Source organism: Proteiniborus ethanoligenes (assembly GCF_900107485.1).
GTDB lineage: Bacteria > Bacillota > Clostridia > Tissierellales > Proteiniboraceae > Proteiniborus > Proteiniborus ethanoligenes.
Genome location: NZ_FNQE01000008.1, coordinates 15,551 through 29,020, shown reverse-complemented (window position 1 = coordinate 29,020; position 13,470 = coordinate 15,551). Strand labels below are relative to the sequence as shown.

13 protein-coding genes are annotated in these 13,470 nt (G+C 31.5%); 3 read left to right on the top strand and 10 right to left on the bottom strand.

The genetic code is table 11. The features are described 5' to 3' along the window. Positions 1–418: 418 nt before the first annotated feature. Positions 419–1,999 carry an erythromycin esterase family protein gene (locus BLV37_RS04515; protein ID WP_091727891.1) on the top strand — a complete coding sequence of 527 codons (1,581 nt, stop codon included), beginning with the start codon at positions 419–421 and terminating at the stop codon, positions 1,997–1,999. A 45-nt stretch (positions 2,000–2,044) separates the two neighbouring features. Here the strand turns inward: BLV37_RS04515 and BLV37_RS04510 are convergent, their stop codons facing one another. From BLV37_RS04510 to BLV37_RS04485, 6 genes are all read right to left on the bottom strand, one after another. Beyond that, positions 2,045–2,779 (bottom strand): hypothetical protein, encoded by a 735-nt coding sequence (locus BLV37_RS04510; RefSeq protein WP_091727889.1) that lies wholly within the window; start codon positions 2,777–2,779, stop codon positions 2,045–2,047. Then, positions 2,780–3,658 (bottom strand): ATP-binding cassette domain-containing protein, encoded by an 879-nt coding sequence (locus BLV37_RS04505; RefSeq protein WP_091727886.1) that lies wholly within the window; start codon positions 3,656–3,658, stop codon positions 2,780–2,782. 1 nt (position 3,659) lies between these two features. Further along, positions 3,660–4,028: a GntR family transcriptional regulator gene (locus BLV37_RS04500; protein WP_091727883.1), complete on the bottom strand. Its 369-nt coding sequence runs from the start codon at positions 4,026–4,028 to the stop codon at positions 3,660–3,662. Positions 4,029–4,195: 167 nt separating this feature from the next. Further along, complete coding sequence (locus tag BLV37_RS04495; RefSeq protein WP_342026593.1) at positions 4,196–5,440, bottom strand: HlyC/CorC family transporter; 1,245 nt, start codon at positions 5,438–5,440, stop codon at positions 4,196–4,198. 154 nt (positions 5,441–5,594) lie between these two features. Beyond that, complete coding sequence (locus BLV37_RS04490; RefSeq protein ID WP_176967872.1) at positions 5,595–6,539, bottom strand: amidohydrolase family protein; 945 nt, start codon at positions 6,537–6,539, stop codon at positions 5,595–5,597. A 41-nt stretch (positions 6,540–6,580) separates the two neighbouring features. Next, positions 6,581–6,922 carry a zinc ribbon domain-containing protein YjdM gene (locus BLV37_RS04485; protein ID WP_091727875.1) on the bottom strand — a complete coding sequence of 114 codons (342 nt, stop codon included), beginning with the start codon at positions 6,920–6,922 and terminating at the stop codon, positions 6,581–6,583. A 353-nt stretch (positions 6,923–7,275) separates the two neighbouring features. Here BLV37_RS04485 and BLV37_RS04480 point away from each other — a divergent pair, with 353 nt between their 5' ends. Together BLV37_RS04480 and BLV37_RS04475 are read left to right on the top strand one after the other, a co-directional pair. Beyond that, positions 7,276–8,019, top strand: a complete 744-nt coding sequence (locus tag BLV37_RS04480) for a coiled-coil domain-containing protein (protein WP_208975199.1) — start codon at positions 7,276–7,278, stop codon at positions 8,017–8,019. A gap of 44 nt (positions 8,020–8,063) precedes the next feature. Next, positions 8,064–9,296, top strand: coding sequence for a polysaccharide deacetylase family protein (locus BLV37_RS04475; RefSeq protein ID WP_091727872.1), 1,233 nt, complete (start codon positions 8,064–8,066; stop codon positions 9,294–9,296). A 143-nt stretch (positions 9,297–9,439) separates the two neighbouring features. Here the strand turns inward: BLV37_RS04475 and BLV37_RS04470 are convergent, their stop codons facing one another. Genes BLV37_RS04470 through BLV37_RS04455 form a run of 4 tightly spaced genes read right to left on the bottom strand, consistent with a single transcriptional unit; the run spans position 9,440 to position 13,419 of the window. After that, positions 9,440–10,447, bottom strand: coding sequence for an ABC transporter ATP-binding protein (locus tag BLV37_RS04470; protein ID WP_091727870.1), 1,008 nt, complete (start codon positions 10,445–10,447; stop codon positions 9,440–9,442). Continuing rightward, complete coding sequence (locus BLV37_RS04465) at positions 10,447–11,490, bottom strand: ABC transporter ATP-binding protein (protein ID WP_091727867.1); 1,044 nt, start codon at positions 11,488–11,490, stop codon at positions 10,447–10,449. The genes BLV37_RS04470 and BLV37_RS04465 overlap by 1 nt, the downstream gene beginning before the upstream one ends. A gap of 2 nt (positions 11,491–11,492) precedes the next feature. Then, entirely contained in the window at positions 11,493–12,413 is a 921-nt protein-coding gene (locus BLV37_RS04460) for an ABC transporter permease (RefSeq protein ID WP_091727866.1), read from the bottom strand. 31 nt (positions 12,414–12,444) lie between these two features. Then, positions 12,445–13,419 (bottom strand): ABC transporter permease, encoded by a 975-nt coding sequence (locus tag BLV37_RS04455; RefSeq protein WP_176967871.1) that lies wholly within the window; start codon positions 13,417–13,419, stop codon positions 12,445–12,447. Between the last annotated feature and the right edge of the window lie 51 nt (positions 13,420–13,470).

The following is a 13,470-nucleotide window of genomic DNA, read 5'->3' as shown; positions in this document are numbered from 1 at the left end:
TATACATACTTAAATTAATCCGTATTGAAAATTCAAGATTGAATAAATCTGATCTCTTTAGAGATTATATGTATAAAATAAGCGATAAGTATGAAAATCATCATCATATTCATAAAGTAATGATAGGATTATTACAAACAATATTTTGTGATACTTCAATTGCTTTTCAACTATTAATCTAACCTTTTTATTATACTACACATTTCAGCTATTTGCAAGTATGATTGTTGTAAATATTTCAATTTCATCTATAAGAAAAAACTGCAAAATATCATAAACTCTTAACTTCATTAGTTATTTATCATTACATGCAGTATAAAGCTAATAAGGCTCTTGTTCCTAATTTGTAAATTATTTGATATATTTACTAAGTTTATATATAATTGATGTAATTATACGCACAGGAGGTACAAGCCTTATGGAGAAAAATAAAACTATTTTAATTTTAATGTCTATAGTAGTTTTATCTACGGTATTATATAACGTTGAGATATCAAATGCTGATGCTGCCTTTGATATAGACTCTATTAGTTCTAAGCTAAAGGAAATGGTTTATCCTTTGACAACTACTAAAGCTGGCAATGGCTTTGAGGATTTGCAGCCTTTAAAAGAAATATTAAAGGATGTTAATATCTTAGGAATGGGTGAAGCTACTCATGGTACTAAGGAGTTTTTTGAAATGAAGCATAGAATGTTTGAATTTTTAGTTGAAGAAATGGATTACAAAGCATTTGCCATAGAGGCTGAGTTTGGATGTCACAAAATCATAAATGATTACATACTTCATGGGGAAGGTGATATTGAAAAGGTTATAAAATCAATGAAGTTTTGGACCTGGTCAACTCAAGAAGTTGCAGATATGATAAATTGGATGAAGAATTATAATCAAGATCCTAATAATAAAGAAAAAATAAGATTTTATGGCTTTGATATGCAAGGTATTGATAATAGTCTTCAAAATCTTATTAAATACCTAGAAAAGGTTGATGATAGTAGTGAATTAATTTCAAAATCAATTTACTTTGCTGCACCGGATGAAAATAAGTCAACTATTGTCCCTTTATTAGAGCAGACAGAAAACTCTTTTAAAGAAAATAGGGAAGAATATATACTTAAGTCCTCTGTAGAAGAATATGAACTTATCCTACAGGATTTGAATACAATAAATCAAAATATAAAATATTCCGATTCAGTCCCAGCTCAATTTTCTATTGACTCACAGGTTTCCTCTGAGTCCTTTTCTACTATGTTTAATGCTAGAGATTATTATATGGCTGAAAATGTGAAATGGATACATGACTATGAAATAAAAAACTATGATAACCATAAAATAATGCTATGGGCTCATAATGGACATATAAGCAATCATTTCCCATATTATTTGTGCATGGGAGAACTTCTAAAAAACAACTTCAAGAATGAATACTATTCCTTAGGCTTCGACTTTTACAAGGGTAGCTTTGTTGCATATGGACAGGCTCGCTCAGATATGCGCCTGGGAATAATAGATATTGGCGAGCCTAAAAGAGATATATTTTCTTCTTATTTTAAGGAAACAGGCTATCCTATAAGCTTTCTAGATTTTAAGACCGCTTCTGCAGATAGTAATATAAAAGCTTGGTTATCTAGTGAGCAGCTAATGTATACCATAGGTGATAGTCTTCATGAAGGTTATGAGTTCGCTAATACTATACCCATTGAAAGCTATGATGGAATAATCTATGTTGAAGACACTAATGCTGCTGAAAGCATATATGTAAATGTTTTATCAAGCGTAAGACCTGTGCCTACGTCTCTTGGTAAAAAATCAAATGTGCAGAAGTCTACTGAAGAGGAGAATCCCGCTTCCGAGACAGAAGCTTCTACAGCTGTAGAAGAAGCAAGTAGCTCATCATTTAACCCAATTATTATTGTAGTTACTCTCTTTATCCTCATTTTAGGCTTTTATATTATTAAGAGAAATAAGAATAAAAATGAAGATAACAATTTTCCACAGTAATTAAATGCAAAATAGTATAGGGGACAAATTTGTCCCCTGTTGTCATTAAGCTATTTTGTTCTTAATATTAGTATTTATAGTAAGGAAATAGCCTAAAGCATAGCATATGGATATAACTACACTAAGTATTAAAACTTGAAATGCATTTATTCTAAAAATAATTAATTCATTTAAAAAGAATACTATAGATTTTATCATTTTAAAGGTTACGCCAAAGACTAACATAGCACCAAGGATTATCCATATTTTATATCCAAACCTATAATTCAATGCCCCTAGCAAGTTTGTAGCTGATACTACTACTAGAAAGAAGAAAAACAATGAGAATATTATAAATATAAGATTATCCTTAGTTGTATGGAATAGCATAAAATCTAGCAAGGGCTCCCTGTCTATCATTCTAACAAATATAGGATCTAATTTTAAAAGTATACCTTGTATAATGGCAAATATAAATGATACTAGAATATTATTCACTATTAATGATTTAAAAAAATCCTTACGAGTTACACTAAAGCCTATAGCTATGGGAAAGCTTTCATAATACATAAGGTAGCTATAGACTATAAAATATACTATTATTGACATCATATTAGACCCTGCAACAGAAAGTTGTCTTATACCGTTTATTCCGTTACTAATGCCAGCATACATATTGTCACTATAAAAATTCATTATATAGAAAAAAATATTAGCTGCTAATACTACTAGCCAAAATACTATAATAGACTTTTTTGAATCTAAGTTTTGAAACCTAATTGCTCGTCTAGTACTGTCCATTTATAAAGCCTCCTTTACATGGGAATTTTCTGTAAGATATACAAATAGCTTCTGTAACGGCATAGGGCTTATGTCTATATTGTTATCTTTTAGTCTTTGCTTTTCTTCACCTGTTAATCTATGAAATAATCCTACTATAACAGATGTACCAAATTCTTCTTTATGGATTACTCTTTTTCCCTCTATTATAGGGGCAATATTTTCCTCTTTTCCATTTAGAAAATATGCTTTCTCTATTAAATTATTTACCTCATCTTTTATATAAACGCTCTCGTCCTTTAATATAATTACCTCTTCAAATAAATTTGTCACCTCATCAATTAAATGAGTAGAAATAATTATTGTTCTTGGATAATTTTCTATATCTTTTAAGAGTAAATTGTAAAATTTATATCTATGAGCAGCATCTAAGCCAAGGGATGGTTCATCAAATATGGTTAGCTTTGATCTTGAGGCTAAGCCTAATATAAGCCCTACAATAGTTTGATTTCCTCGTGATAGCTTATTGTATTTTTTATTTGTATTAAAATTAAATTCTTTTATTAAAAAATTTTTATAATCCTCGTCCCAATCCTTATAAAGGATCTTAGCCATGTTGAATATTTTTTTTACCTTAATATCCTCTACTCCAATACCTTTTTCTCTTACCATACAAATATTCTCTAGAGCTTTAGGATTTTCAAATACTTCTTCACCGTATAATTTTACTTCACCGCTGGATTTACTTATTTGATTAGCAATTATGCTCAATAATGTGGTTTTTCCTACACCATTTCTTCCAAGTAGTCCATAAACCTTATTTTCCTCTAGCTCTAAGCTTAAATCTGTCAAAACTTTTGTATCTCCATAAGATTTATTTAAATATTTTATTTCAAGCATACTATTCCCTCCCTTTATACTTTAATAGATATTCAACAATATCCTCCATAGGTATTCCAAGCCTACTGGCTTCATTAATTATTTCAGGCAATATCTCCTTGAAAAACGAATCCTGTCTTTTCTTTTGGACTATCTTTTTTGCATCTTCTGCTACAAACATGCCTAGGCCTCTTTTCTTATACAATATTCCTTCATCTACTAAAATATTTAGACCCTTTCTAGCAGTGGCTGGATTTATTTGATATACGTTTGCAAATTGATTAGTAGATGGTGCCTGGTCTTCCTCCTTTAAGTTGCCTAAAAGTATTTCATTTTCTATTATTTCAGCAATCTGTACATAAATTGATTTATCAGAATTTAAATCAAGCAAGTTTCCACCTCCTGTTAATGCAAATGTTCATTGGTTGGTTAGCTATGTAACTAAGTATATATCTTTTTAAAGTTTTTGTCAATATATTCTGGAAATATTTTTCAAACGAATAAATTAAAGCCCTTCAAATTATTTGGCTGAAGGGCTTTTGATATAATCCTAAATATTTAGGTAATTATTCTTAATCTTTCTATTCTATTTTTTTCTACATATTCAATAATAAATTTTATATTATCATGCTCTATGGTTTCTCCTGATTCTGGTACTTTTCCTAAAAGTCCCATTACAAATCCGCCAATAGAGTCGAAATCCTCTGATTCTATATTTGTACCTATCATATCATTAATATCTTCTATTTTAATATTTCCATAAACAAGGTATTCATCTTCTTTTATTACTTCTATTTCTTTGACTTCTTTGTCATATTCATCTTCAATGTCTCCAACTATCTCCTCAATTAAATCTTCTATGGTTATGAGACCTTCTGTTCCACCATATTCATCTAATACAATAACCATATGAATTCTGTTTGTCCTCATCTCATCAAAAAGCTCAGTGATTAGTTTAAATTCATAAGTAAAGTATGGCTCTCTCATATATTTTTTAAGGTCAAATTCTGCCTTGCTATTTTCTAAAAACAATAAATCTTTAACATGTAAAATACCAACTATGTTGTCTGTGGTGCTTTCATATATGGGAATTCTAGAGAATTGTTCTTGCTTAAATATATGGATAATTTCTTCATAGGAAGAATTGATTTCGATTGCAACCATATCAGTTCTGGGGGTCATAACATCCTTAGCTTTAGAATCACCAAACTCAAACACGTTGTATATCATGTCCTTCTCTTCAACCTCTAAAACTCCTTCTTCATGACTTACATTTACTATTGTTCTTAATTCTTCTTCTGTAATAAAGGGCTGCTTTCTATCTGTCTTACCCCCCATTAGTCTAATTAATAAGTTTGTTATACGCGTTAAGAATAAAATTATTGGATTCAATATAATCGTTACAATATGAATAAATTTAGCTACCCTAAGAGACACTTTCTCAGAGTTTTGTGCAGCTAAGGATTTTGGAGTTATTTCTCCAAATATAAGCACTAATAAAGTCATTATTCCTGTTGATATACCTACACCAGTACTGCCATAGTAGTCAATTGCTAGAGATGTTGCTAGGGCAGAAGCTCCTATATTAACTACATTGTTTCCTATCAGTATAGCACTCAGTAGCTTGCTTGGATTTTTAACTAGCTTATCTATTGTTTCCGCGCCTTTAATATTGTCCTCTAACATCTTTTTGATTCTAATTTTGCTTAAGGTCATAAGAGCAGTTTCTGAAGCGGAAAAAAAAGCTGAAAAAAACAATAATAGGATTAAAAAAATAAACTTCCACATGGCCTCAGGGTCCAAAGTTTCATCACACTCCCAAATTTTATATATGCTTTTAAAGTTATTATACTTTATTAATAGCATAATATCTATATAAAATTTTTAAAAGGACTTTTAGAGGATACAATTATAGCTCTATTACAAATTAAACTAGAGGCTACTTTATTATTACGATTTAAACTAATGCATTCTTTCTAATTTCATTTAATTCTTCTTCATTAAATAAGCCTAATTTAAATAATTTTAAAAATTCTTCAGAAGCTCCGCTGTGGAACAGCAATAAATCATCTGTGTTTATTGTTATCCGTATTCCTTTATCAAAAAGTTTTCTAGCAGGGTGATTTTTTATATCTTTAACAGCTCCTAGTATATAATTACTGCTTGGACAAATATTTAATCTAATGTTTCTTTCTTTTATAAGATCAATTATATAATCACTAGATGCTGCCCCTATACCGTGCTGAATTTCGTCTATCTCTAATAACTCTATAGCTTTTTTTACATTTTCCTCTGATAAGAATTGTCCTGCATGAACTTTAAGCTTAAGACCTTTTTCTCTAGCATATTTATAATATTCCTTTAGTCTATTGTATCCATCTAAAGTTTCCTCTCCATATGCGTCTATAGACATAAAAACTCCGCTTTCTATACAAGGAATTAAAAACTTATCTAAATCCTCTCTAGACGTATTTATAGCCATTCCTACTTCTGGTCTAAAATCTATATATTTATTATATTTTTCTTTAATATGGATTATTGTATTGAAAAATCTTTGATTCTCAGGGAAATGCATTAGCTCATGACAATCTATACTAGTTTCTAATATCTTTACACCGTCTTCTATGGCTTCCTTTACAGTTGCCTCTATTAAAAATGCTACATCTTCTTCCTTGCTAACACGTTTATTTACTTCGTTGAATATATAGCTATTTAATTCCTTAACTCCATCCATTTTACTAGGAGCTTTGTTTGCATTCCCACCTGCCCACTGGTTAAAGGTGGTAAACCTCATGCCTGTGCTGCAGTGATTATGTACATCTCCTTTAGAAACCTTTCTTAGCTTCAATAAACTTTCTTCTTTTAATCCTTCCTTAAACAATAGGTTATCAGCTTTGTTCATATGCATACTCTCCTTTCAGTTATGTTGCATTTAAACCTTAACTACACCTTTTTTACAAATTCTGATTTTAGCTTCATAGCCCCAAAACCGTCAATTTTACAATCAATATCATGATCTCCATCAACTAAACGTATATTTTTTACTTTTGTACCTATTTTAACGACTAGTGAGCTTCCTTTTACTTTAAGGTCTTTAATTACAGTTACAGAATCACCATCGCTCAATACATTTCCATTTGCATCTTTGATAACCTTTTCATTTTCAGTGTTTTCAGCTCCTAGCTCTGCAGTCCATTCATAGCTACATTCCGGGCAAATTATAAGATTTCTATCCTCATAAGTATACTCAGAATTACATTTTGGACAATTTGGCAATTTAAACATAACATTATTTCCTCCATTTCTTTTTTATCTAAATATATTAAATTTACTTTTCTTATGGGCTCTTAAACAATATGTTTTTGGTTTTATAATCTATATACAACAACTCCCTATAGGCTTATATATTATCACAGTTTCCTCATAGTGACAAACCTCTTAATATAGGCCCTTGTTACAAGCAATTAAATGTTTGCTAATATCTTTTCTTAATAGATTATTTTCTTACTGTTTTTTTCGACATAATTATTCAGAAATATGAATATTATAGGAGTTTTATACTATTTATTTTTTCTATTTTTTGTCGATATTTAAATATATAAGGTTTTTTATAATATTACTTGTAGGGGGATGATATCGTGACCATGGAAAACACGAAAAAAAGAGTAATGGATTGGTTTAAATCTACTAATATTAACCAGGAACAAGATAGTGTAGAGCAACAAATTTCAATAGCAGAAGCTACAGAAGAAGAGCAACTGCTCAATATTAAAAAAATTGAACAGGAAAATGAGCAAAACAATAATCATATTTTTTCAAAAGATAACCAAGACAAGGTGGTACTTGATGTAATTGTTTCTTTGGAAAATATGATAAAGGATCGCCAATTAATACTCTATAAAAACAAAGGGCTAGAAGAGCAATTATTTGCTGCAAACGAAACAATTAGTCGCATTAAGCAGGAATTAATGAAAAAAGACCAGCTACTTCAAGAAAAAAGCAAAGAAATCCGAGGATTAGAAAGCAGTTTAACAAATAAACAAATGAGCTATGACCAACTACTTGAAGATTATAAAGAATATCAGAACAATTCAAGAATTGAATATGAAAAGATTTCAAACCAGCTTGAAACGGAAATTAATAAATACAATAAGCTGAACGAGGAATCTATAAATAATCAATATCAGAGTATGCTGAAAATTAATGAGCTTGAAGAAAAAGTTAGAAGTCTAGCCACGGAAAATCAACAATATGTTCAGCAGTACAAGAAGATTCTTGATGAGAAATCTGAATTAATGAAAACCATAAATGATTTTACAGAAAGAATGTCCTTCTCCTTCTCTCAAAAGACAACAGTTTCTGCTCCATCTGATTCAGAGTAAATAGCTACAAAACACTTATTACTAGATGGAAAGGGGGGCCGCCAATGTCCGTTTACCAAGAAAAATTACTTGAACTAAAGTCAATTGAAAATAAATCTAACAAATATTTTCTGAAAGTAAGGCTCTCATTTAAGCAAGATATTGACATGCTTTGGGAAGTAGATGAGTCTACAGCTGAAAATTTAAAATCCATTACTCGATTTGATGAAAAGCATAAATATAGATTATCCTTCAACACTTCTCTGGATTTTGTCCAGAATCAACATATGGGTTTTTTAGTACCAACATATTGCGAGCAAAGTAACTATATTTCATTTTTATGCTCAGAAGATTATATAAACAAACTAATGGCTATTAAATATTGTCAGGATATTAAGGACTTGGATAAGATACCTTTTGTATTTGAAAATTATGAAGAAGAAAAGAAGCAGGAACAAGTAATTATCAAAGAAAAAGTACATAAAAAATATATTCCTAAGTTTACATTTGGTTCTGTTACCCTTATGAGTATTGTGTTTGTCATATTATTTAGCTATATAAGCCATATATATCTAAACAAAACTACATTTAATGAAAAAGCACTGGCTCAAGCAATACAACTAGATAATGAGATAATCCATGAGCAAAAAGAAAGCTTAGAAATAGAAAATGTTATAATAATTGAGGATTTTTCCTTTAATCAACCTACTATTCCTGCTATAGAGCTTGATAATACATTAACCTATAGTATTCCAAAGGGAAAAGTGGCCCTTACATTTGATGATGGTCCTTCCCAGTATTCAAAAGAGATAATGGATGTATTAAAGTCATACAAGGTTGGTGGTACATTTTTCTTCACTGGTACCAATGTCAAGAAGTATCCAGATTATGTTCAATATATTTATTCCAAGGGTTATTCCATAGGTAGCCATTCAATGACCCATGCTAATATGAGAACTCTTTCTTATGAAAAGCAAGAATATGAGATTATACAATCCATTAAATTGCTTGAAGAAATAACAGATGGAAAAATAAACTTATTTAGGCCACCCTATGGTTATTTTAATAAGCAGGCTAGAAATTTAGCGAATGAAAATGGCTATAGAATGGTACTTTGGAATAACGACCCAAAGGATTGGAAAACTCTAGATGCTGACAAAATATTTAACCATATTAAAAGCTCAAATGTTTCAGGCTCTATTATCCTTTTGCATGAATCTCAAGCTGTTATTGATGCTCTGCCAAGAATAATTGAGCATTTACAGGGTATGGGCTTAGAGATTGTGAGTTTGCAATAAAGCCCCTTATCTAACAAAAGCTTATATGATCCCATTAGCTAAGCAGCCTTTATTGAAACTAACTAGGTAAGTTCTATAATAGAAATAAAAAGTAAAACTTTCTTTTTCCTTATAAAAAAGATAAGAAGCTTTAGTTCTAATAGCTATTTTGAAATTATAAGTTCTTCATCATGATAAATACAGGCACTCCACTGATTGTTTCTTCTTTCTATTAATGTATGGTCACAGCTTATACATTCTTCTGTAGCGAAAGGACAACGTGGACCAAATCTACAACCTTCTGGTAGATTAATTTGATCTGGTAGTTCATCATCTATTTCTATACGTTCTCTCTTATGATCTGGATTGGGTACGGGTACAGAGGATAATAACACCTTAGTATAGGGATGTTGTGGATTCTCTATTACTTCTTTAGCATCTCCTATTTCTACTATCTTTCCTAAATACATAATAATGACACGGTCACACAAATATTTAATGGTGGATAAGTCGTGGGATACATAAAGCATAGTTAAGCCCATATTATCTCTTAAATGCTTTAAAAGATTTAAAATATCCGCTCTAATAGAAACATCTAACATAGATACTGGTTCATCAGCTACTAAAAACTTAGGCTCCGTTGCGATACCTCTGGCAATAGCAACTCTTTGTCTCTGTCCTCCACTTAACTCATGTGGATATCTAAAAGCATATTGCTCTGCCGGCTTCAATTCCGCAATCTCAAGAACTTCCAGTACTCTATTGTATATTTCTTTCTTATCCTTAATGCCATGAATCTTAAGAGGCTCTGCAATAGTTTCAAATATAGTGAACCTAGGATTTAAGGTCTCATAGGGGTCTTGGAATATCATTTGTACTTCTTTACGAAATCTTTTCTCTTCTTCTTTTGAATTAGCTATAAAGTCATGGTCATCAAAAACAATATTTCCATCTGTAATATCTTGAAGTCTTACTAAAATCTCTCCTGTAGTAGTTTTTCCCGAACCACTTTCTCCAGCTAAACCTAAAATTTCGCCTTTATTTATTGTAAATGAAATATCATCTATAGCTTTAACATAGGATTTTTTTCTCCTGAAAACATCTCTTATTCCTTTATTGATAGGGTAATATTTTTTTAAATTCTCTATTTGAATTAAAGGTTTGCTATTCATTATTCATCACCTCTATCTTCTAATATAAGTCTTTCCTGTACATGCTTCCATGTTTCTCTCTTTTTAGCTTTTCTTCTAAATGTGTTTATATCCTCAGTATAATGGCAGGCAACAAAATGCTCTTTGTCTACTTCCTTTAATTTAGGTAGCTCATTTTGACAAAGCTCTGTTCTAAATGGACAACGAGCCTGAAATCTACATCCCTTTTGCTCCTTCATTAAATTAGGTGGTGAACCTGGTATAGAAATCAACTCATCACTAATTTCTAATATACTTGGAAACGCATTTTGAAGTCCTAGAGAATAAGGGTGGTATGGAGCTTTAAAAAACGTCTTTGTACTGGATTTTTCCATAATCTTCCCACCATACATAACTATAATTGTATCGCATATTTCTGAAACGACAGAAATATCGTGAGTTATAAATACCATTGAGCTATTAATTTGTTTTTGAATTTGAAGAATTTGATTTAATATCTTATCTTGTACAACTACGTCTAATGCAGTCGTTGGTTCGTCAGCTATAATCAAGCTAGGATTTAAAGTTAAAGCCATAGCAATAATAGCTCTTTGCTTCATGCCTCCACTCATTTGGTGTGGATAGCTCTTTAAACGCTTTGCCTCAAGTCCTATGATCTCAAATACTTCCTCTGCCCTTTTAGTAGCTTCTGCTTTGGTCATGTTACTATGGGCGCGGATTCCTTCAATAAGCTGTTCTCCCACAGTATATACAGGATTTAATGCATTCATGGCACTTTGGGAAACCATTGCAATTTCTTTTAGACGTAGTTTTCTTATCTCCTCATTGTTTTTTTTAACTATGTCTTCTCCCTTAAATATCATTTCTCCACTGCTAATTCTCCCGTTTTTAGGTAAAAGCCTCATGATTGACTTAGCTAGGGTAGTTTTACCACAGCCGCTTTCTCCAACTAGGCCAAGACTTTCTCCCTGCTTTAATGTAAATGAAACGTCTTCTACAGCGTTTAAAATTCCTTCTTGAGTTACATATTCTATGTTTAAGTTTTTAACCTCTAATAAATTCATCCTCATCGCCTCCGTAATCTAGGGTCAATAACTTCTTCTAAAGCCCTTGCTACAAAGAAAATAGATATTAGCAGTAGCACTATAGATAATCCTGGGGGTATAGTCCACCACCAAGCATTTCTGGAGTTTCCTGTTACAAAGTTAATATGAAGTATTTGCCCCCAACTTGGTTTATCTGGATCACCAAATCCTAAAAAAGCTACACTTGCTTCTGCCATTATAGCCCAGTTTACCATGAAGGCCATTTCAAGCAATATTATAGGAATTACATTAGGCAAAATGTATTTAGTCATAATTCTAAAATTTCCAGCACCTGCTACTTTAGCCGCCTTAATAAAAGGTCTTTTAGATATGGATAATACCTGTGATCTGACTAGCCTTGCCACTGTACCCCAGGATAGTAAAGTTACTGCTAGAATAATATTTTTAATGCTTGGGCTTAATACGGCTGCCAATACAATAACAAAAGGGATAAAGGGTATAGAATAGAAAAAGTCTACAACTCTCATTAGTACAATATCTATAGCTCCTCCATAATACCCTGATATGATGCCAACAGTAGAACCAACAAAGGTAACTAAAACAGCTGCTAATATTCCTACTATTAGAGCAGTTTTGGTTCCTAAAACTACCTGTGTAAATACATCTCTACCTACATCTGTTGTACCAAACCAATGATTTTTTGAAGGCGGCTCAAGTCTTCTAATTTTTCCATCTTCATTATAATGACGCTCCCTTGGTTCATATGGAGCTATAGATTCGCTAAAAACTCCTATTATTAAAAAAAACATTAACAATACTACACCCATAAGAGCCAGCTTGTCCCTCTTTAGGTTTTTTAAAAACAATCCTCCGATTCCTTGGCTATTTCTCTTAATTGAGGCTGATTTCTTTTTATTAAAAATTTTAATAACCTTATTCATACTTTTCACCTCTCTGCTCTATTCTTTACTGCTACTTGTCATATGAAATTCTAGGATCTAGAACTGCATATAAAACGTCTGCCACTAGATTCATAATCATTAGTATAGATGAGATAATAATAAATGCACCTTGTGCCAAAGGATAGTCATGCCTTGTAACTGCTTGAACTATTTCTCTACCTAATCCAGGCCAGCTAAAAACGACTTCAATAAGAACTTGTCCCCCTATGGCAGAGCCTATGAATAGAGCCCCTGCAGTAACAACTGGTAATAGAGCATTTCTTGCAGCATGCTTATAAAGAATAGCTCTTTCTCTAAGACCTTTAGCATGAGCCATTTCAATATAATCCTCTGATAAAACCTCTAACATACTATTTCTCATAATCAGTAGTGGTGTAGCTATAAAATATAAACCTGCTACTAGAGATGGTAGAATTAAATGCTTTAGAAAATCTAAAGTTAAAAAAATTTCTTTAAAGGTCTCACCTGTATATCCTGATGTCCTCATCCCTTGAGCTGGCAGCCATTTTAATTGTACGGAAAAGAGTAATATGGCCATTAACCCTACCCAAAACGTAGGTGCAGAGCGAAAAAGCAGTGCAAGTGTTATTCCTGTTGATTCAGCTACACTACCTCTTTTCCAAGCCATCCATGCACCACCAAAAATACCAATTAAATAGGCAAATAGCATGGCTGTAAACATCAAAATTAGTGTAGCTGGCATTCTTTCCTTAATTATTTGAATAACTGGTTTTCCATAAAAAAAGGAATCTCCAAAATCCAGCTTAATTAAATCTTTGATGAATATTGTGTACTGCTTCCACTTACTATCATTCAAACCATATCTCTCTAGCATTAATTCTCTTGCTTCCTGTGATATTGAAGGATCAATTATAAATGCAGTTGGGTCACCTGGCATGGATCTAAACAAGAAAAAAATCATCGTAGAGACTAATAAAATCATTATAATCATTATTGATACTCGTTTTAATATGTATTTGAGCACTGAGCCACCGCCCTTCCTATTCCAATTGTCTTACATAATATAGAATCTATA